The 18,605-nt window shown below is 67.7% G+C and carries 22 protein-coding genes; 12 read left to right on the forward strand and 10 right to left on the reverse strand.

Annotated features, from left to right (window positions below; genetic code table 11):
* Positions 1–53 precede the first annotated feature (53 nt).
* The 5 genes from AVL48_RS17025 to AVL48_RS17045 are packed head-to-tail and all read left to right on the forward strand — an operon-like array spanning position 54 to position 4,251.
* On the forward strand, positions 54–803 hold the full coding sequence (locus AVL48_RS17025) for an enoyl-CoA hydratase family protein (protein ID WP_061987267.1): 750 nt from the start codon (positions 54–56) through the stop codon (positions 801–803).
* Positions 803–1,663, forward strand: coding sequence for a CoA transferase subunit A (locus AVL48_RS17030; protein ID WP_061987269.1), 861 nt, complete (start codon positions 803–805; stop codon positions 1,661–1,663). Before AVL48_RS17025 ends, AVL48_RS17030 begins: the two co-directional genes overlap by 1 nt.
* The gene (locus AVL48_RS17035) at positions 1,660–2,385 is read left to right on the forward strand and encodes a CoA-transferase subunit beta (protein WP_061987271.1); all 726 of its coding nucleotides are present in this window, start codon (positions 1,660–1,662) and stop codon (positions 2,383–2,385) included. Before AVL48_RS17030 ends, AVL48_RS17035 begins: the two co-directional genes overlap by 4 nt.
* On the forward strand, positions 2,382–3,428 hold the full coding sequence (locus AVL48_RS17040; protein WP_061987273.1) for an NAD(P)H-dependent flavin oxidoreductase: 1,047 nt from the start codon (positions 2,382–2,384) through the stop codon (positions 3,426–3,428). The genes AVL48_RS17035 and AVL48_RS17040 overlap by 4 nt, the downstream gene beginning before the upstream one ends.
* A 31-nt stretch (positions 3,429–3,459) precedes the next feature.
* Positions 3,460–4,251 carry an alpha/beta fold hydrolase gene (locus AVL48_RS17045; protein WP_061987275.1) on the forward strand — a complete coding sequence of 264 codons (792 nt, stop codon included), beginning with the start codon at positions 3,460–3,462 and terminating at the stop codon, positions 4,249–4,251.
* A 207-nt stretch (positions 4,252–4,458) separates the two neighbouring features.
* On the opposite strand, the gene AVL48_RS17050 is transcribed toward AVL48_RS17045, so the two are convergent.
* On the reverse strand, positions 4,459–4,935 hold the full coding sequence (locus AVL48_RS17050) for a DUF2000 domain-containing protein (RefSeq protein ID WP_061987277.1): 477 nt from the start codon (positions 4,933–4,935) through the stop codon (positions 4,459–4,461).
* 103 nt (positions 4,936–5,038) lie between these two features.
* Here AVL48_RS17050 and AVL48_RS17055 point away from each other — a divergent pair, with 103 nt between their 5' ends.
* Entirely contained in the window at positions 5,039–5,506 is a 468-nt protein-coding gene (locus AVL48_RS17055; protein WP_061987279.1) for an Lrp/AsnC family transcriptional regulator, read from the forward strand.
* A gap of 9 nt (positions 5,507–5,515) precedes the next feature.
* Here the strand turns inward: AVL48_RS17055 and AVL48_RS17060 are convergent, their stop codons facing one another.
* From AVL48_RS17060 to AVL48_RS17075, 4 genes are all read right to left on the reverse strand, one after another.
* Positions 5,516–6,073: a sugar O-acetyltransferase gene (locus AVL48_RS17060; RefSeq protein WP_061987281.1), complete on the reverse strand. Its 558-nt coding sequence runs from the start codon at positions 6,071–6,073 to the stop codon at positions 5,516–5,518.
* Between the two features lie 455 nt (positions 6,074–6,528).
* Positions 6,529–7,572: a DUF1996 domain-containing protein gene (locus tag AVL48_RS17065; protein ID WP_061987283.1), complete on the reverse strand. Its 1,044-nt coding sequence runs from the start codon at positions 7,570–7,572 to the stop codon at positions 6,529–6,531.
* A gap of 205 nt (positions 7,573–7,777) precedes the next feature.
* Positions 7,778–8,524, reverse strand: coding sequence for an anti-sigma factor family protein (locus AVL48_RS17070; protein WP_061987284.1), 747 nt, complete (start codon positions 8,522–8,524; stop codon positions 7,778–7,780).
* Complete coding sequence (locus tag AVL48_RS17075) at positions 8,521–9,072, reverse strand: sigma-70 family RNA polymerase sigma factor (RefSeq protein ID WP_034317190.1); 552 nt, start codon at positions 9,070–9,072, stop codon at positions 8,521–8,523. Before AVL48_RS17075 ends, AVL48_RS17070 begins: the two co-directional genes overlap by 4 nt.
* A gap of 257 nt (positions 9,073–9,329) precedes the next feature.
* On the opposite strand from AVL48_RS17075, the gene AVL48_RS17080 reads away from it, so the two are divergent.
* Genes AVL48_RS17080 through AVL48_RS17100 form a run of 5 tightly spaced genes read left to right on the forward strand, consistent with a single transcriptional unit; the run spans position 9,330 to position 12,831 of the window.
* On the forward strand, positions 9,330–9,890 hold the full coding sequence (locus tag AVL48_RS17080) for a hypothetical protein (protein WP_061987286.1): 561 nt from the start codon (positions 9,330–9,332) through the stop codon (positions 9,888–9,890).
* A complete protein-coding gene (locus tag AVL48_RS17085; RefSeq protein ID WP_061987288.1) occupies positions 9,874–10,641 on the forward strand; it encodes a DUF4142 domain-containing protein in 768 nt (255 codons plus the stop codon). The genes AVL48_RS17080 and AVL48_RS17085 overlap by 17 nt, the downstream gene beginning before the upstream one ends.
* Positions 10,634–11,239, forward strand: a complete 606-nt coding sequence (locus AVL48_RS17090) for a ferric reductase-like transmembrane domain-containing protein (protein WP_061987290.1) — start codon at positions 10,634–10,636, stop codon at positions 11,237–11,239. The genes AVL48_RS17085 and AVL48_RS17090 overlap by 8 nt, the downstream gene beginning before the upstream one ends.
* Before the next feature lie 31 nt (positions 11,240–11,270).
* Entirely contained in the window at positions 11,271–11,507 is a 237-nt protein-coding gene (locus AVL48_RS17095; protein WP_005164337.1) for a ferredoxin, read from the forward strand.
* Positions 11,500–12,831, forward strand: a complete 1,332-nt coding sequence (locus tag AVL48_RS17100) for an NAD(P)/FAD-dependent oxidoreductase (protein WP_061987292.1) — start codon at positions 11,500–11,502, stop codon at positions 12,829–12,831. The genes AVL48_RS17095 and AVL48_RS17100 overlap by 8 nt, the downstream gene beginning before the upstream one ends.
* Positions 12,832–13,256: 425 nt before the next feature.
* Here the strand turns inward: AVL48_RS17100 and AVL48_RS17105 are convergent, their stop codons facing one another.
* Positions 13,257–13,706 (reverse strand): winged helix-turn-helix transcriptional regulator, encoded by a 450-nt coding sequence (locus AVL48_RS17105; RefSeq protein ID WP_061987294.1) that lies wholly within the window; start codon positions 13,704–13,706, stop codon positions 13,257–13,259.
* Between the two features lie 79 nt (positions 13,707–13,785).
* On the opposite strand from AVL48_RS17105, the gene AVL48_RS17110 reads away from it, so the two are divergent.
* Entirely contained in the window at positions 13,786–14,931 is a 1,146-nt protein-coding gene (locus tag AVL48_RS17110) for an MFS transporter (RefSeq protein ID WP_061987296.1), read from the forward strand.
* Here the strand turns inward: AVL48_RS17110 and AVL48_RS17115 are convergent.
* Genes AVL48_RS17115 through AVL48_RS17130 form a run of 4 tightly spaced genes read right to left on the reverse strand, consistent with a single transcriptional unit; the run spans position 14,915 to position 18,593 of the window.
* Entirely contained in the window at positions 14,915–16,093 is a 1,179-nt protein-coding gene (locus tag AVL48_RS17115; RefSeq protein WP_061987383.1) for an acetyl-CoA C-acetyltransferase, read from the reverse strand. The genes AVL48_RS17110 and AVL48_RS17115 overlap by 17 nt on opposite strands.
* Entirely contained in the window at positions 16,059–16,703 is a 645-nt protein-coding gene (locus tag AVL48_RS17120) for a TetR/AcrR family transcriptional regulator (protein ID WP_061987298.1), read from the reverse strand. The genes AVL48_RS17115 and AVL48_RS17120 overlap by 35 nt, the downstream gene beginning before the upstream one ends.
* A 7-nt stretch (positions 16,704–16,710) precedes the next feature.
* Positions 16,711–17,478 carry an SDR family oxidoreductase gene (locus tag AVL48_RS17125; RefSeq protein ID WP_061987300.1) on the reverse strand — a complete coding sequence of 256 codons (768 nt, stop codon included), beginning with the start codon at positions 17,476–17,478 and terminating at the stop codon, positions 16,711–16,713.
* Positions 17,475–18,593 (reverse strand): acyl-CoA dehydrogenase family protein, encoded by a 1,119-nt coding sequence (locus AVL48_RS17130; protein WP_061987301.1) that lies wholly within the window; start codon positions 18,591–18,593, stop codon positions 17,475–17,477. The genes AVL48_RS17125 and AVL48_RS17130 overlap by 4 nt, the downstream gene beginning before the upstream one ends.
* Positions 18,594–18,605: the final 12 nt, after the last annotated feature.

Consider the following 18,605-nt stretch of genomic DNA (forward strand, 5'->3'; position numbering starts at 1 on the left):
CGCCCTGCTAACGTACCAAGCAAGTGCTAGGTTTGGTAGCGGAAGGGTGCACGATGAGCGTCTCCACCCATTCACCGGAGCCCGGCATCGCCGTGGTCACGGTCGACGCGCCCCCGGTGAACGCGCTGAGTGTGAAGGGGTGGTTCGCCCTCGCTTCCGCCCTCACCGACGCCGGGCGCGATCCCGCGACGCATGTCGTGGTGCTGCGCGCGGAAGGCCGCGGGTTCAACGCCGGCGTCGACATCAAGGAGATCCAGCGCGATCCGGGTTACGGCGCGCTGATCGGCGCGAACGAAGGCTGCGCGGCGGCGTTCTCCGCCGTCTACGACTGCGCGGTCCCGGTGATCGCGGCGGTGCAGGGTTTCTGTCTCGGCGGCGGGGTCGGTCTGGCCGGCAACGCGGACATCGTGGTCGCGAGCGAGGACGCGACCTTCGGGCTCCCCGAGGTCGATCGCGGCGCGCTGGGCGCGGCGACCCATCTCGCGCGGCTGGTCCCCCAGCACCTGATGCGGGCCTTGTACTACACGGCTTCGACGATCACCGCGGCGCAATTGCACCACCACGGTTCGGTCTACGCGGTGGTGCCGCGCGAAGAACTCGACGAGACCGCGCTCGGGGTGGCGCGGCAGATCGCGGCGAAGGACACTCGCGTGATCCGCGCGGCGAAGCAGGCCATCAACGGCATCGACGTCCAGCCCGTGCACCGCAGTTATCGGTTCGAGCAGGGATTCACCTTCGAACTCAACCTGGCCGGCGTCTCCGACGGCGCGCGCCAGGAGTTCTTGGACAGCAAGGGGAAGTGATGGCCGACAAGCGGATGACGCCGGACGAGATCGTCGCCGAACTCACCGACGGGATGACGATCGGGATCGGCGGCTGGGGGTCCCGGCGCAAGCCCATGGCGCTGGTGCGCGCGATCCTGCGCTCGCCGGTCAAGGATCTCACCGTGGTTTCCTACGGCGGTCCGGACGTCGGGCTGCTGGCCTCGGCGGGTAAGATCGGACACCTGGTCTTCGGGTTCGTCACGCTCGACTCGATCCCGTACGACCCATGGTTCTCCCGCGCCAGGGAATCAGGGACGATCGCCGTCACCGAATACGACGAAGGCGTCCTCGGCACCGGCCTTTCCGCCGCGGCGCAACGGCTTCCCTTCCTGCCGACGCGTGCCGGACTCGGCTCCGGCGTCATGGACCTGAACCCGTCCTTGCGCACGGTGCGCTCCCCTTATGACGACGCCGAAGAACTGCTCGCCGTGCCCGCGCTCAAGCTCGACGCGGCCTTCGTCCACCTCAACCGCGCCGACGCCCGGGGCAACGCACAGTATCTCGGACCGGATCCCTACTTCGACGAACTGTTCGCACTGGCCGCCGACAAGTGTTACGTGTCAACGGAAAAGATCGTGGACACGGCCGAGCTCACCGAAGCGGGACCGGTACAAAGCCTGCTGTTGAGCCGGATGCTCGTCACCGGCGTCGCCGAGACACCGAACGGCGCGCATTTCACCACCGCCGTCCCGGACTACGGACGGGACGAACGTTTCCAGCGCCACTACGCCGAGGCGGCCAAGGATCCCGACGCCTGGCGGGTCTTCGTCGACAGGTTCCTTTCCGGGGACGAAGCGCACTACCAGAAGGCCGTCGCCGGATTCGGGGCGTCCGCATGAGTGACATCACCCGCGCCGAGGTCGCCGTCGTGGCCTGCGCCGAATTGTTCCGCGGTGACGGTGAGATCGTGGTGAGCCCCATGGGTTTCGTCCCGTCACTGGGCGCCCGGCTCGCCAGGCTGACCTTCGAACCGGACATCCTGCTGTCCGACGGCGAGGCGTATCTGATGACGTCCGAAGCCGTCGTCGAAGGCTGGCAACCGTTCCGCAAGGTGCTCGACACCGTGGTACCGCGCGGAAAACGCCATGTGGTGATGGGCGCCAACCAGATCGACCGCGAGGGCAACCAGAACATCTCGGCGATCGGCGATCATTCCCGGCCGAAGAAACAACTTCTCGGCGTACGCGGCGGACCGGGCAACACCGCCAATCACCGCACGAGCTACTGGGTTCCGCGCCACAGCAAGCGTGTCTTCGTCGACCAGGTCGACGTCGTGTCCGGCGTCGGGTACGCCAGGGCCCGCGCGGCCGGGCTGCGGCATCACGACGTCCACCGTGTCGTCACCGACCTCGGAGTCCTGGACTTCGGCGGCGAAGACCACGCGCCGCGGCTGCTCTCCGTGCACCCGGGGGTCTCCGTGGACGAGGTCGTCGCCGCGACGTCGTTCCCGCTGAGCACCGACGACGTCACCGAATCCCGGCTCCCGACCGAGTCCGAGCTGCTGCTGATCCGGCACAGTCTGGATCCGAAGTCGGTGCGGGACAAGGAAGTCCCGTCGTGAAGACCGCGCTGACCGAACTGGCCGGGATCCGGCATCCGATCGTGCAGACCGGCATGGGCTGGGTCGCCGGGCCGCGGCTCGTCTCCGCGACGGCGGAGGCGGGCGGCCTGGGCATCCTCGCGTCCGCGACGATGACCTACGACGAACTGGCCGCCGCGATCAAGGAGGTCAAGAGCCGCACGTCGCGGCCGTTCGGCGTCAATCTCCGCGCGGACGCCGAAGACGCCGCACGCCGGGTCGACCTGCTCATCACCGAGGAAGTTCGCGTCGCCTCCTTCGCGCTGGCGCCGAAGAAGGGCATGATCGCGCGGCTGAAGGACAACGGCGTCCTCGTCGTCCCGTCGGTCGGCGCGGCGCGGCACGCGGAGAAGGTCGCGGGCTGGGGCGCGGACGCCGTCATCGTGCAGGGTGGTGAAGGCGGCGGGCACACCGGCGGCGTGGCGACGACCCTGCTGCTGCCGTCGGTGCTGGACGCCGTGGACATCCCCGTGGTCGCGGCCGGCGGATTCTTCGACGGCCGCGGGCTCGCCGCCGCGCTCGCCTACGGGGCGGCCGGGGTCGCCATGGGCACCCGGTTCCTCCTCACGAAGGAAAGCACCGTCCCCGAGGAGATCAAACAGGCTTATCTCACCCGTGATCTCAACGGCACCGTCGTCACCCGCAAGGTGGACGGGATGCCGCATCGCGTCCTCCGGACGGAGCTGGTCGACGCGCTCGAATCCGCCGGGCCGGTGCGCGGGCTGGCCAGGGCCGTCCGCAACGCCGCGAAGTTCCGGAAGCTGAGCGGGCTGTCGTGGCGCTCGCTGGCCACCGAAGGGCTGCGGATGAAACGCGGTGGCGACCGGACCTGGTCGCAGGTGCTGATGGCCGCCAACACGCCGATGCTGCTGCGCGCCGGACTGGTCGAGGGCGACCGGAGCGCCGGGGTGCTGGCGTCCGGGCAGGTCGTCGGCCTGCTCGACGACCTGCCCGCCGTCGGCGAGCTGATCGAGACCATCGTGGCCGACGCGACGGGCATCCTGCGGCGGCTGGGCTCCGGGTAACGGGGCGAGCGCGCTGTGCTTGACTTCGGCCATGATCTCGGAGAGTCGTTGTCCGGTCGAGGACGGTGAGCTGTACGTCCGCAGTACCGGCGAAGGGCCGCTTCTGCTCCTGATCGCCGGTGGGCTCGGTTCGGCGGACACCTTCCGGGCGATGACGAAGCTGCTCGCCGAGGACTACACGGTCGTCACCTACGACCGGCGCGGTCACTTCCGGAGCACCGACACCAGCACCGGCCCGGTCAGCGTCCCGAAGCAGGCCGATGACGCCTACGCCGTCCTCCAGCATGTCGGTGGCGGGCCCGCGCTGGTGTTCGGGACCAGCGCGGGCGCGCTCATCGGCCTCGACCTCGTCGCCCGCCACCCGGAGGCGGTGAGCGTGCTGGTCGCCCACGAGCCCCCCGCCGTCCAGCTGCTGCCGGACGCGCTCGGCTGGCTCGACGAGGCCAACGCGCAGGTCCGGCTCGCGCAGGCGGGCGACCTGATGGGGGCGTTCAAACGGTTCACCGACGGTATCGCCGGCGCCGCGCTGCCCGAACTGCGCGCGATCCGGCTGCCGAACGAGGAGGACTGGAAGCGGCTGTTCGGCCGCGAGCTGTCCGAGATCCTCGACTACCTGCCGGATCTGCGGACGTTGCGCAGGGTCGAGACCGAGATCTTCCCGGTCACGGGCGTCGGCAGCCGAGGGCACTACCACTACCAGCCCGCGAAGATCCTCGCGCTGGAACTGGGACTGCCGTTCACCGAGATGCCCGGGGCCCATCTCGCACCGCAACGGAACCCCGCCCAGTTCACCGAAGCGCTGCGCGACCTCCTCGAAGGCTGAGCAGGCGTGCCCGTGAGTCTTGCGGGACCCTTCTCCGCCGGCTGTTGAGTACATGAAGGACCCCTTCCTGGCGCTAGGCGCAGTGAAGGGGGGCCTTCATGTACTGAGGGAAGGAGCCTTCACGCGCCGCCGGGCTGGCTGGTGGTGCGGCTGTGACAGCGGTGACCTCCGTCCGGCACGCAAGTAGAGGACTAAACGGGCACCTGGTCACGGCATCAGCGGCAGCTTCCCGACGAGCTTGTCGATCCGGTTCCGCGGCCCGACGATCCCGATCGCGCAGAAGTCCATCTCCTCGGTCGGGATCTCCTTCATCGTCGCGAGGAAATCGGCGTAGACGCGGATCTGCTGCGCGATCGCGGGCATGTCGGAGACGTGGCACCCCGGCGAGGCCGCGGCCTTCGCCCGGATGGCCCGCAGTCGCGCGGCGTCGGCCACCAGGATCGAGCAGCCGGTCCACGGCAGCCCCGAATACCGCGTTCCGTCCGCGTCGAACGCGTCTTCTCCGAGGAGCCCCGTCACGATCTTCGCGGTGGCGACGGCCGTGCAGACGGCCGCGTTCACCGCACGCCCCGGCGGCAACTCGCTGTTGACCACGACCACCCACTTCAACCGGGCCGATCGAGTGGACGTGGTGGGATCGATCTCCTCGGGGGCGAACCCGATGGCCGTACCGTACTCGGACATTCAGCTGATCTCCTGCTCACATCAACGGACGAACAGGGCCAAGCTAGGTGGGTATACGACTAGAGTCCACCGTGTTCGTACTTAATACGGCAGGAGGTGTCCCATGGCGCGGTTGGACGAACTTGATCAGGCGATTCTGGCGGAATTGCAGTCGGACGCACGGAAGACGAACCGCGAAGTGGCCGCGGCGGTGGGGGTCTCGCCGACCACCGCGCTGGACCGGACCCGCGGCCTGCGTGAACGCGGCGTCATCCGCGGCGCGCTGCTGGACGTGGATCTCCCGTCGATCGGCCGCGGGGTGCAGGCGCTCATCGCCGTCCGGGTGCGGCCGCCGTCGCGGCGGAACATCGAAGCGTTCCGGAACTGGGTCAACACCCTCCCCGACATCGTCGGGCTCTACGTGACGACCGGGACCGAGGACTTCATCCTGCACGTCGCCGTCCCCGACAACGAAAGCCTCTACGCCTTCGTCATCGACAAACTGACCGAACGGGCCGAAGTGGCCGACGTGCGCACGTCGATGGTGTTCGAGCACATCAGGCGCACGCGCATCACGCCCGCCATCCGGTGAACCGGCCGCTCAAAGCTCGCGGATGACCCGCGCCGGGTTGCCCGCGGCGAACACCTTCGACGGCAGATCGCGCGTGACGACGCTGCCCGCGCCCACCACGGTGTCGTCTCCGATGGTGACCCCGGCGCACACGATGACGCCACCGCCGAACCAGACGTTGTCACCGATGGTGATCGGGGCGGACGACTCCCAGCGAGCTCGTCGCAGTTCGTGGTCTTCCATGGGATGCAGCGCGGTCAGCAGCTGACAACGCGGGCCGATCGAGCAGTCTGAGCCGATCTTGATCGGGGCGCAGTCGAGCAGAATGGCGTCGTAGTTGAGGAAACTGTTGGCGCCGATCTCGATCAGGTAGCCGTAGTCACATTGGAATCGCGGCATGATCCAGGATCCCTCGCCGAGTTTTCCCAGCAGCTCGCGCAGGATCGTGTCCCGCTCACCGGTCTCCTCGGCACCCGTGCCGTTGAACCGGTCGACGAGCGCCTGCGCGCGCCTGCGGTCCGCGACCAGTTCCGGATCGTTGTCCCGGTACAACTCGCCGCGCAGCATGCGGTCCTTCTGCTCACCCATGGCCGCCAACCTACCGAAAAAAGCCCTGAGGGTGAGCTTCCCTCGGGAAGCCCACCGTCAGGGCCGGTAAACGCTTGCGGAGCGTTCTTCAGTTGTGTCGATCGGTTTCCGAGTAAGGCCGGCCCGGCGGGTGGGTGAGGTGTAAGGGGGGACCCGCCGGGCCGGAGTATCTTCCTCCTGTTCGCCGGTTCTCGCTTCCGTTGAACCGCCCCGGCCGTCGGAGTGAGCCGAGGACGCCTGAGTCCCGATCAATTCGGGAAGTCTCCGCTGGAGTTGTGGACTTCGCGCGCTGTTCTGAATTGAACGATAAACCCGATCAGCCGCCATTGTCGCCTGTTCCAGCGAAAGAATATTACGTGACGCCGGTCACTATGAAGTTTCTGTCATGCGCATTCACGTTGGCACACAAGGACATGAGCGTGCCAATAGGCACACTGTAAACAGTCGTCAGCGATTCATTCGCGACACTTGCGGCCCCCGTTGACGCAATCGACGAGGCGATCCATGATCTGCTCCGACATCACGTTCGCGAAATCGTCGTGATCGGAGAAGGGGTTGTGGTCCTCCTCGGGAAAGGAGTCCACTTTGTACTGTCCGGCTATCTGGATCGCCCGCGGGATCTTGTAGGTCAGCGAGACGGTGAGCTCCGGGACGGCGGTCAGACCGTTCGCGCATTCGCCGTTCTCGTTCGGGTACTTGATGTGGTCCCGGTGGTTCTCACTGTCGATGTCGTTGCCGTCGAGACAGCTCGGGAAGGTGTGCACCCGCTTGACGTCACTGCCCTCGGGGCAGATCGGGTACTGCTTGACAAGCCTGTCCTCGGAGCCGGTGCAGGTCCAGCTCTTCCGCGCGTTGACGGGGCCGTTCGCGGTGGCTTTCGCGTCACCGTAAAGGATTCGGAGGAACTTCGGCATCTCCTTCACCTTTTCCCGGGCGTTGCCCTTGAAGGTGATGTCGACGGTCGCGGGACGCTGGATCTCGCCGTCGTTGCCGGCGAGTTCGTTGTCCGCGTCCGGCTCCTCCAGCGCGGCCTGGTTCTGCTCGCCCTCCTCTTCGGTGTCGATCCGTACCACCGGCCAGAAGTACGCCGACTCGTCACCGTTTTCACAGGTGGTGCCGGCACCCAGGAGACTCTCGTTGTCCGAATCCGCGTTGGTGGAAAGGTTCCCGACGTAGTCGTGCAGATGCTGGGCTCCGTTCCGGATTCCCGGTTGCGCGATGAAGTTGTCGGGATTGAAGTGCCCGTTCTCGTTCTTGCCGCAGTCGACGGTGAACGAGCCCGTGGACGCGTTCCGCCCCGGCTCCGGCTTGTCGACGTTCGGCCGCACCTTGGTGATGTCCACGAAGAGCGACTTGTCCACCTCGTCCGCGGCGGCGCTGTCGGAGTCGCCGGTCGTGGTGGACACCACCAGCCCACCGACCGCGATCGACAGGCCCAGCAACGCGGTCGCGATCTTGGTCCTGCGGGCGATACGATGGCGCCCTTGATTTCGTGTCATTGACTTGCTCACCTCATTCGTTTCCAGGCACCCTAAAAAGCATGGGAGCCCAGTCATGAGCCACGCATTTGTCGAATACGCCGATTACCGAATTCGCGGCGGACCCGCTGTCCGCCCGCCGATCCAGATCCGGCTACTGAGAAATACGGCTCCACCCGGAGGACGGTTCAAAACGCGATCTCGCCGTTATCGTTCCGTTATAAAGCTATCGGCGCACGATGGCCAGGACGGTGCCGTCCTGCTTGTGGACTTCGAAGCGTTCGATGTCGGCCTTCTGCAACGCCGTCGAACCGGTGACGACGAGGGGGTCCGGGGAACCGGGAACGCCGTATCCCTTGGACGGCACGCTCCAGTTGTTGACGACGTAGGCGTCTCCGCCGTGGGAGTAGGCGAAAAGCTGGCACGTCATCGGCCCGGTGAGGCCGCGCAGTTCGAGTTCGACCGCGCTGCCCCATTCCTTCTCCTGGACCGTGACCTCGGCGGCGACCGCGTTGCCCGCCTCGGACCAGCCGAAGGGGGCGGCGCCGCCGTCCGGACCGGTCTCCCGCGGCGGCGTCGAGGTCGGCACCGAAGTGACAACGCTGGGCGCGGCCTGCGTGATGACCGGTTCACGGTCGGTGACCGAAAGGACGGTGAGCGGTCCGCCGACGATCAGCACGAGAGCGGCGGCGGCCGTGGCGAGCCGGATGATCTTGCGACGGCGGCCCGCCTTGGCGGCGTCCGCGAGCAGCATCCGCAACACCCGCGGCCCGGGGCCCTTCACGGGTGGGTCCGGCCAGCTCTTCTTCACCATGTCCAGGATGTCGGGCAGGTGGTACATCTCCACCAGCTCGACCTGGCACTCGGGGCACTCCAGCAGATGCGCCTCGAACCTGGCGTGGTCCTCTTCGCCGAGGACGCCCAGCACGTAGGCGGCGATATCCGTGTGCGGCGCTCCGGACACCTCGCTCACCCCCGCTCCTGCAGCGCCCTGCGCAACGCGCGCACGGCATGGTGGATCCGCGATTTCACCGTACCCGGCGGAACCCCCAGCGTCGCCGCGACCTCGTTCACGGTGCGGTCACGCAGATAGGTCTGCTGGACGGCTTCTCGTTGCTCCGGGGAAAGATTGCGCAGGGCCTCGTAAACGATCATGGCCGCGAGCGTCTTCTCCGACTCGTCCGGTACGCCGATCGAATCCGACTCCAGTTCCTCCACCTCTTGAGGGCGGGCGCTCCGGCTCCGCCAGCCGTCGATGACGATGCGCCTGGCCACGGTGAACAGCCAGGCGCGCAGCATTTCCGGCTGCCGGTCCAGTTTGCCGGCATTGCGCCACGCCTTGATGAGCGTCTCCTGGACCACGTCCTCGGCCCACTGGCGATCGTGGCCGGTCAGCTTCAGCACGAACGCCATCAGGCTCGAGCCGAACTCCTGGTACAACGCCCTGATGAGGTCGTCATGCCCGTTCGAAGCGGGTTCATGATCGACTATTGGCTGCAGTATCCGAGAGTGGCGTCCCACGCGGCACATCTTTGTGTGCCCGAGGGCGATAAGTCCAGCACCAAAACCGGTCCGCCCCGGTTCTGGCACGGTGGAAAGTTTTTTGAACCGTTCTCCACTCGTGACCGTATCCCCTACCGAAGACCCCGACCCGGCGCTGTCCCCCGCACCGCCGATACCACCGTGGATCCCCACTGTCCACAGTGGAGTTCAACGCGCCTCCACACCATCGCCCCGCGGCGATGGCGTTCTCCTCTGGCCCCGACAGGAGGATTTCCGTGAACCCCGTGTCACGCTCGGTCATACCTCTGACCCTCACGTTGGCCGCGATCGCGTCGATCGCGGCCTGCACCACCGGTACCGCGGGACCGAACGGCACTCCGGGCGCGGCCCCCGCCGCCGGCGCGGCGGAAATCCCGGGAATGCCCGACCCCTCGGCCGAACCAGCCCCCGGTCTCACGGCGGCGAAACTGTTCGACCTCGGCCCGATGGTCACCGACACCAATGGCTTCACCCTTTACCGCTACGACAAGGACACGGTGAACCCGCCCCGATCGAATTGCACCGGCACCTGCGCGCGGACCTGGATTCCCGCCAAGGCGGGCGGCGATCTCGTGGTGACCGGGATCGATCGCACCCTGGTCGGCACCGTGGCCAGGGACGACGGGACCGATCAGGTCACGCTGGCGGGCTGGCCGCTCTATCGCTATGCCAAGGACGCGATGCCCGGCAACACCGACGGGCAAGGCGCCGACGACGCGTGGTTCCCCGTCAAGCCCGACGGCACGAAAGTGCTGCTCACCGCGGACAACTGGCAGGCCGATGACCTCGGCATCTGACCTCTCCCGGTTTTCCCGTCTGCTGCTGGTCCTGCTGACGATCACCTCGGTGACCCTGCTCGGCCCCGTCGACGACGCGCACGCCCAAGAGCTCACCGCCGCGGACAAGAACCTGATCGTGAACGTCAAATTGGCCGGGCTGTGGGAAATGCCGGCCGGGATGTGGGCGCAGGAACGCGGAAAGAGCCGGCGGACCCGCGAAGTCGGCCGGGCGCTGATGATCGATCACGGCAGGCTCGACACCGCGACGCACGCGATCGCCGACCGCTTCGGCATCGCCCTGCCGCGCGAGCCTTCGGATCAGCAGTCGGCGTGGCTCGGCGAGATGAAGGCCGCCCGCGACGACAGCGAGTTCGACCGGATCTTCGCCAACCGGCTCCGCTACGCGCACGGTGTGCTTTTCCCCATCATCGCGCAGATCAGGGCCGGTACCCGCAACGACGTCGTCCGCGACTACGCCACCACGGCCAACCAGGCGGTGCTGCGGCACATGACCCTGCTGGAGAGCACCGGCGTGGTCGACCAGTCGCTGATGCCGGAAGCGCCGGTACCGCAGTCGAACACGGCCAACGCCGCCATGGACGTCGGTTTCGGAGAGTTCGCCCTCGGCCTGGTGCTCGCGGTGGCGCTCGGCGGCGGGCTCTTCTTCGCCATCCGGACCCTGCGCAGCAAGAACACCCGGACCCGCGAACGCGCGGCCGCAACCGAACCAGAACCGGTTCCCAGTGCCCCAGGAGAGATCAATGGTTGACCAGTGGTCCGAGGTGGTGATCGTCCTGACCCAGAAAACGGACACCGACCCCGGCATCAAGGGCATGGCACAGACCTCCGCCCGGATCTCGTACGGCTTCATGTGTCTCACCCTGTGCTGGGGCGTGTTCACCGCGACCGGCTGGATCAAGTCGCTGACCGGGCGCAAAGCGCTGCGCAACTCGCATATGGTGCTCGGGATCCTGACCCTGTCGTTCGGTGTCGTGCACGCGATGTCGTTCCTGTTCCTGCCCGACGGTTTCACCCTGGCGCAGATCTCGATTCCGCTCCTGCCGGGCACGCTGGCGCGGCACGAACTCGGCGTCGTCGGGCTCGAGGTCATGATCGCCGTGGCGCTGACCGGCGGGATCAGCCGCTTCAGTTCCTACCGGCGCTTTCTGTGGATCCACCGGCTCGCCTATCCGGCGGTCGCGATCACGGCGCTGCATTCGTTCTTCGGTGCCATGGCCAACGGACATCTCGGCCTGCTGTGGTTCGGCGGGATCACGCTGCTGGTCCCCGCAGTACTGCTGACCGCGCTGCGGTTCACGCCCACCCGGTACCTCGAACGACTGGGCCTGGTCGAGGAACTGGTCTAGCGGCCGCGAAAAGACTTGGAGAAACGAAAAAATGATCTTCGGAAGCGTACGGCGCGGCACTCGCGTCAGCGTCGACAACGAGCGGTGCGAGATCTTCGGCTTCTGCGAGATGGAAGCGCCCGCCACGTTCAAGATCGGACCGGACGGCAAGCTCCGCATCCGCCGGATGGTCGACCGGGACGGTCTGGATCAGGCCATTTCCGCCGCCCGGCTCTGCCCCAAACAGGCCATCAGAGTCAAGGGAGAAGGGGCGTACGACGATGAGTGACGGAGATCGGATCGTCATCGTCGGCGCGGGCGTCGCCGGCTTCCGCTCCGCGGAACGCCTGCGAGAACTCGGTTTCGACGGCGAGATCGTGCTGGTCGGTGATGAGCCGCGGAAGCCGTACCACCGGCCGATGGTTTCGAAGGAACTCATCACCGGCGGGGTGAAACCGGTGGCGGCGAGTCTGGAGCCCTACCTCGACCTGGATGTCCACTGGCGACTCGGCACCCGTGCGACCTGGCTCGACACCAAGGAACGCACGGTGTACCTGCCTGGCGGGGAATCCCTTTGGTACGACGGCCTGATCCTCGCGACCGGGGTCTATCCCCGGCATCTTCCCGGCTCACCGCGCCACGACCCCCGCGTCCGGGTGCTGCGCACGGTGGAGGACTCCCTCGCCGTCCGGCGGGCCTTGGGGAACAGCAACAAATCCGTCGTGGTGATCGGCAGCGGCCTGATCGGGAACGAGTTCGCCGCTTCGATGCGGTACATGGGCCGCGACGTCACCCTCATCGGCCACGCGAAGGCGCCGTTGCACCGCTTCGGGGAGCGGATCGCGAACGCGCTGACGAAGGAGCATCAGCACCATCGCGCCAAACTGGCGATGAACACCGAGGTGCGGAACTGGATCAGTACCAAGGAGACGGTCGGGCTGCACCTGACCAACAACCAGTTCCTGGTCGCCAGTTGCGTGGTGCTGTCGATCGGCAGCGTGCCCGCCGTCGATTGGATGCGCGGCTCGGGACTGACCATCGACGACGGTGTCCTGTGCGAATCCACGCTGTTCGCCGTCGGGGCGGAAGACGTCGTGGTCGCCGGTGACATCGCGAAATGGCCGAACCTGCGGATCGACGAGACCCCGCGCCGGGTCGAGCACTGGATGAACGGCGTCGAATCCGGGCGGGCGGCGGCGGAAAGCCTGATGCTGGGCCGGGGCAACGCGCGGCCGTACACCCCGCTCCCCCGCGCCTGGTCGTCGCTGTACGACGCGCGGCTGCAAACCGTCGGGATGCCATCGCTCGGCAAGGACACGATCGAACTTTCCGACGGGGTCACCGGTTTCGTCCGCGACGGCAGGCTCATCGGCGCGGCGGGCTGGGACCGGCCGAAGGCGATGATCCACTGGACCGCCGAACTCGACCGGCGGCTGCCGGTGCCCGAGCCGGTGTTCCCCACGCCCGCTCCCGCGGAGCCGTCGTTCGCCGGAGCGGCGAGCATCGGCGAGGACATCCTGGCCCCGTTCGAGCGGGACTTCCTGTCGGAGACGCCGACCGCGGCCGTTCCCGCGCAGGAAGAGATGCCCTGGGCTCGCGTTCCCGCCGGGTGACCCGGGTACGCGAGGAGGACCGGGGCCGCGCGCGGCGGCCGCGGTCCCACCAGGTGGCGGTGGGTCGCTGGGCCTCCGCGCCCACCGCCACCCCTTGGGGACGCCGGGAAAACCGGGACCGATGGTGATTCGGGCACCGTCGGGTCTCGCATTCCGGCTCTCCGCAGCAGGCGGGGCCCTTCCAGGCTTTGACTCACCTGTGAGGGCCCCTTCTGTTCTTGTTGGTGGTAATAACGGTTCTTCTGAGAGATAAGGCAAACGTGGCATCCCCCTACAGGGCATGGGCAGAGACGTTGAGTGTCCCTATTTCCACACACCGGTCAGAATCGGTCACCGCTCGGCCGTCATCCGGGACACCATTCGAGTCGCGATAGGGCACGGAACACGCCACATTTGTCTTTCCCCTCGATAAACGTCAACACCATTCACGAGGGCACTTTCAGGACCACCGTGTCTTCCGGCCCGACGACGCGTCCGTCGGAGGCGTGGACCTCGAGCGCCCGCAGCGGACGCCGTCCGTCGCGGTCCACCAATTCCGAACGAGGTTCGTCCGCGGCGAAGAAATGCGCCTCGCCCCACTGTCGCAACGCGACGATCACCGGGAACAGGTCCCGTCCTTTCGCCGTCAGGACGTATTCGCGGTAGGTGCTCCCGTCCGAAGCCGGGACCACGTCGAGCACGCCGTGCGCGACGAGCGCGCGAAGCCGGGCGGACAGGATGTTCTTCGCGACGCCCAAACCGCGCTGGAACTCACCGAACCGGCGGACGCCGTCGAAGGCGTCGCGCACGATCAGCAGTGACCACCAGTCGCCGATCGTGTCGACCGAACGCGCCACCGGGCACGAAGCTTCGTCGAACGTCGTCCTCTTCACCATGGTTGCATCTTACAACCGGAGTGCCCTACCGTCCCAGTGGTATCAAGTTGAAACCACTTTGAACCCGCTTGGAGGGTCTGTGCACCGCGGAGTCGTCCTGCTGTTCGCCGTGGCCGCCGGGACGGCCGTCGCCACGATCTACTTCGCCCAGCCACTGCTGGTCACCATGGGCGCCGAGCTCGGTATCGCCGCGTCGACGGTGGGGGCCATCGTCACGCTCACCCAGCTCGGCTACGGCCTCGGCCTGTTCCTCCTGGTCCCGCTCGGGGACCTGCTCGACCGCCGTCGGCTCGTCGTCGGGCAGCTGACGGCGCTGGCCGTCGCCGAACTGGTCGCCGCGACCGCCTCGAACGGCGCGGTCCTGCTCGCCGGGATGGCGGCGATCGGGGTGCTCGCGGTCGTCACGCAGATCCTCGTCGCGTTCGCCGCGTCACTGGCCGCTCCCGCCGGACGCGGGCGCGTGGTCGGGCTCGTGACGACCGGCGTGGTGCTCGGGATCCTGCTCGCGCGCACGGTGTCGGGCGCGCTGGCCGACGTCGCGGGCTGGCGCGCCGTGTACCTCTCCTCCGCCGGTGTGACAGTGCTGATCGCGATCGTGCTGTACCGCGTGCTGCCTGCCTCGGTCCCCGCCCGAGAGCGGCTGCGTTACGGGCGGCTGCTGCGTTCCACGGTGTCCCTCTTCGTCCGGGAGCCGGTCTTCCGCCTGCGCGGGACACTCGCGCTGCTGATCTTCGCCGCGTTCGGCACCCTGTGGAGTTCCGTCGCCTTACCGCTCACCGAAGACGGCTACTCGCATACCGTCATCGGCGCTTTCGGGCTGGCAGGCGCGGCGGGCGCGCTGGCGGCGGCGCCGGCCGGACGGCTCGCGGACCGCGGCCGGGCCCAGTGGACGACCGGGACGGCGCTGGGCCTCCTTCTGATGTCGTGGGTGCCGCTGGGTTTCACGCGCGGATCGCTCTGGGCACTGGCGGCGGGCGCGATCCTGCTCGATTTCGCCGTCCAGGCCGTGCACGTCACGAGCCAGACGTTGATCTACCCGCTCCGGCCGGACGCCGGCAGCAGGCTGATCGGCGGCTACATGATCTTCTACTCGGTCGGCAGCGGCCTGGGCGCCATCGGCTCCACGATCGTCTACGCCTTCGCGGGCTGGACCGGCGTTTGCCTGCTGGGCGCGGGTTTCAGCGCGTTGGCGCTCGGCGTGTGGGGTATCAGAGCCGCTCGATGATCGTGACGTTCGCCGTCCCGCCGCCTTCGCACATCGTCTGCAGCCCGTATCGCCCGCCGCGCCGTTCGAGTTCGTGCAGCAGGGTCGCGAACAGTTTCGTCCCGGTCGCCCCGATGGGATGACCGAGGGCGATACCGCCGCCGTTGACGTTGACGCGTTCGGGATCGGCGCCCATCTCCTCGATCCACGCCAGAACCACGCTCGCGAACGCCTCGTTGACCTCGAACAGGTCGATGTCGTCGATACTCAGCCCGGTTTTCCGCAGCGCGTGCGCGGTCGCCGGGATCGGCCCGGTCAGCATCCACACCGGATCGGCCGCCCGCACCGAAAGATGGTGGATCCGCGCGCGGGGCGTGAGACCGTGCTCCTCGACGAACTTCTCCGACGCGATGAGGGTCGCGCTGGCACCGTCCGAGATCTGACTGGCCACGGCCGCCGTGATGCGCGAACCCTCGCTCAGCGGTTTCAGCCCGGCCATCCGTTCCAGACTGGTGTCGCGCCTGGGCCCCTCGTCCAGGCCGGCACCGGCGAACGGCGCGATCTCGGCGGCGAAGCGGCCTTCGTCGATGGCCGCGATCGCCCGCTGATGACTGCGGAAGGCGTACTCCTCCATCGCCTCGCGGGTCAGATCCCAGTGCTCGGCGATCATGTCGGCGCTGCGGAACTGCGAGACCTCGACGCTGCCGTACCGTTCCTGCCAGCCCTTCGAACCGGAGAAGGGATCGTCGAAGCCGTACTCCCGTCCGGCCAGCATCGCCGCGCTGATCGGGATCGCGCTCATGTTCTGCACGCCGCCCGCGAGGACGAGGTCCATCGTGCCGGACAGCACCGCCTGCGCCGCGAAGTGCACGGCCTGCTGGCTCGAACCGCATTGGCGGTCGATCGTCACGCCCGGCACATGATGGCCGAAGCCCGCCGCGAGCCACGCGGTCCGCGCGATGTTCCCGGACTGCGGCCCGAGCGTGTCACAGCAGCCGAGGATGACGTCGTCGACCAGATCGGCCTCGACCCCCGCTCGCTCGACGACGGCCTGGATGACGTGGGCGCCGAGATCGGCGGAATGGACGGCACTGAGCGATCCCCCGCGCCTGCCGACCGGGGTCCGGACCGCGTCCAGCACATATGCCTCAGCCCGAGATACGTTTTCCCGCCGAGGGCTCATCGACACGGCCACGGCGCCTCCTTGTCTTCGTCGCGATTCCGTCCAGCAGGATCCCGAGGTATTGCCGCGCGACGTCGTCCGCGCCGAGCGTGCCGCCGGGGTTGTACCAGCGCACCGCCACCCAGACGGTGTCGCGGATGAACCGGTAGGTGAGTTCGACGTCGAGGTCCTCGCGGAAGGCGCCCGCAGCGATGCCGTCGGTGAGGATCCCGTTCCACAGTTCGCGGAATTCGGTGTTGCGATCGGCGAGGTAGCCGAATCGCGGCAACTGCATCAGGTGTTTCGCTTCGGCCTGGTAGATCGCCACCTCGGCGGGCCGGCGGTGAATGGATTCGAACGACGCCACGACAACGGCTTCGAGGGTTTCCCTCGGTCCCTTTCCTTCCGCGACGATCTCGGCGTAGGCGCCGAAGAGTTCGTCGAGGAAGCCGGTGAGGATCTCGTCGGCCATCGACTCCTTCGAGTCGAAATGGTGGTAGAGGCTGCCCGAAAGGATTCCGGCCGCGTCCGCGATGTCCCGCACGGTGGTGGAGACATAACCGCGCTCCGCGAACAGCTTCGCCGCGAGGGCGAGCAGTTCGGCGCGGCGGGACCCTGGACTGGACTTCATCGCTACCTCACGCATGCTGGGAACTGACGGACACGACCTCGCCGGTGAGGTACGACGAGTACTCACTGGCTAGGAACACCATCACATTCGCCACTTCCCAGGGTTCCGCCGCCCTCCCCGAGACCTCGCGCGCGGTGAGTTCGGTGAGCAGCTCCTCGCTGGTCACCTTGGCGAGGAACGGATGCATCGCCAGGCTCGGCGCGACGGCGTTGACCCGGATGCCGTGTTCGGCGACGTCGACGGCCGCGCACCGGGTGAGCGCCATGACGCCCGCCTTCGCCGCCGCGTAATGCGCCTGCCCCGCCTGCGCGCGCCAGCCGATCACCGAAGCGTTGTTGACGATCACCCCGCCGCCGCCTTGGGCGATGAACCGGTTCACCGCGGCTCTCGTCGCGCGGAACGTGCCGTTGAGGGTCACGTCGATGACCCGTGCCCATTCGTCGTCGGCCATGTCCACTATGGAATTGGTGCCGCCGAGACCGGCGTTGTTGATCAGCACGTCGATCCGGCCGTAACGCTCGGCGGCGCCGTCGAGGAGCGCCTGGATCTGCTCCTCCTGTGTCACATCGCAAGCGATCGCGTGGACGTCGCCGAGTTCGGCCGCCTTTTCCGCGAGCCGCCGTTCGTGCCAGTCGCTGAGCACGACGCGGGCGCCTTCCTCCAGCGCGCGTTTCGCCACCGCGGACCCGATCCCGGTCCCGGCCGCCGCGGTCACCACGACCACCTTGTTCCGCAGGAGGTTCGCCCCTTCGGGATACTTCGGAAGCGGAATCAAGGTCGTACCTCCCGGGGAAGCCCGAGCACCCGCTCGGCGATGACGTTGCGCTGGATTTCGTTGGAGCCGCCGTAGATGGTGTCGGCGCGGGTGAAGAGGAAAAGCCGCTGCCACGCGTCGAGGCCGTCTTCGGCCAGCACGCCCCGGGCGCCGCGGACGAGCATCGCCAGCTCACCGAGTTCCCGGTGCCAATTCGCCCAGACCAGTTTGGACACTTCGGCCACCCCCGGTGACGAGTCGCCGAGGGTGCGGATCGCGTGCGCCCGCATGACCTCCAGGCCGACCCAGGCGCGGTCGATCCGCTCGGCGATGGCCGGGTCGTCCGGTGCGATCCTGGTGAGTTCTTCGAGTTCCCGGCGGAATCCGACCTGCTGCCCGAGCGTCGCCACCCCGCGTTCGAAGGCGAGCGTGCCCATCGCCACCCGCCAGCCGTCGCCCGGCTCCCCGACGACGAGATCCTTGGCGGTGCGGGCACCGTCGAAGAAGACCTCGTTGAACTCCGACGTTCCGGTGAGCTGCTTGATCGGGCGGACCTCGACGCCGGGCTGCCGCATCGGAACGAGCAAATAGGACAGTCCTTTATGGCGTTTCGAGCCCGGTTCGGTGCGGGCGAGGACGAAACACCAGTCGGCCACCTGAGCTAGCGACGTCCATACTTTTTGGCCGCGCAGCACCCATTCGTCGCCATCGAGGGTCGCGGTGGTCGACACCGCGGCGAGGTCGGAACCGGCACCGGGCTCGGAATAGCCCTGGCACCACAGTTCCTCCACGGCCACGATCGACGGCAGGAACCGGCTTCGCTGCTCCGGCGTGCCGAACGTGATCAAGGTCGGGCCCAGCAGTTCCTGCGCCAGATGACTCACCCGCGCCGGCGCCCCCGCTTGCGCGTACTCCTCGTGGAAGACGACCTGTTGTTCGAGCGTCGCGCCCTGCCCGCCGTACTCGACCGGCCAGCCGACGCAGGTCCACCCCGCCGCCGCGAGCCGCCGTTCCCACTCCACGCGTTCGTCGAAGGCCTCGTGCTCCCGCCCCGGACCGCCCAAGCCGCGCAAGTCCGGCGGCAGGTTCTCCGCCAGCCAGGTGCGCACACGGTCGCGAAAGCCGTCCTGGGTCACGCACGCCTCCTC

The organism is Amycolatopsis regifaucium (assembly GCF_001613935.1).
GTDB lineage: Bacteria > Actinomycetota > Actinomycetes > Mycobacteriales > Pseudonocardiaceae > Amycolatopsis > Amycolatopsis regifaucium.

Coding starts and splice junctions, on each gene's coding strand:
- AVL48_RS17085 (WP_061987288.1), top strand. CDS start 9,874: ATGACCTCGGCATCTGACCTCTCCCGGTTTTCCCGTCTGCTGCTGGTC.
- AVL48_RS17055 (WP_061987279.1), top strand. CDS start 5,039: ATGGCGCGGTTGGACGAACTTGATCAGGCGATTCTGGCGGAATTGCAG.
- AVL48_RS17100 (WP_061987292.1), top strand. CDS start 11,500: ATGAGTGACGGAGATCGGATCGTCATCGTCGGCGCGGGCGTCGCCGGC.
- AVL48_RS17035 (WP_061987271.1), top strand. CDS start 1,660: ATGAGTGACATCACCCGCGCCGAGGTCGCCGTCGTGGCCTGCGCCGAA.
- AVL48_RS17025 (WP_061987267.1), top strand. CDS start 54: ATGAGCGTCTCCACCCATTCACCGGAGCCCGGCATCGCCGTGGTCACG.
- AVL48_RS17065 (WP_061987283.1), bottom strand. CDS start 7,572: ATGACACGAAATCAAGGGCGCCATCGTATCGCCCGCAGGACCAAGATC.
- AVL48_RS17115 (WP_061987383.1), bottom strand. CDS start 16,093: ATGAGCCCTCGGCGGGAAAACGTATCTCGGGCTGAGGCATATGTGCTG.
- AVL48_RS17120 (WP_061987298.1), bottom strand. CDS start 16,703: ATGAAGTCCAGTCCAGGGTCCCGCCGCGCCGAACTGCTCGCCCTCGCG.
- AVL48_RS17045 (WP_061987275.1), top strand. CDS start 3,460: ATGATCTCGGAGAGTCGTTGTCCGGTCGAGGACGGTGAGCTGTACGTC.
- AVL48_RS17095 (WP_005164337.1), top strand. CDS start 11,271: ATGATCTTCGGAAGCGTACGGCGCGGCACTCGCGTCAGCGTCGACAAC.
- AVL48_RS17090 (WP_061987290.1), top strand. CDS start 10,634: ATGGTTGACCAGTGGTCCGAGGTGGTGATCGTCCTGACCCAGAAAACG.
- AVL48_RS17050 (WP_061987277.1), bottom strand. CDS start 4,935: ATGTCCGAGTACGGTACGGCCATCGGGTTCGCCCCCGAGGAGATCGAT.
- AVL48_RS17060 (WP_061987281.1), bottom strand. CDS start 6,073: ATGGGTGAGCAGAAGGACCGCATGCTGCGCGGCGAGTTGTACCGGGAC.
- AVL48_RS17030 (WP_061987269.1), top strand. CDS start 803: ATGGCCGACAAGCGGATGACGCCGGACGAGATCGTCGCCGAACTCACC.
- AVL48_RS17105 (WP_061987294.1), bottom strand. CDS start 13,706: ATGGTGAAGAGGACGACGTTCGACGAAGCTTCGTGCCCGGTGGCGCGT.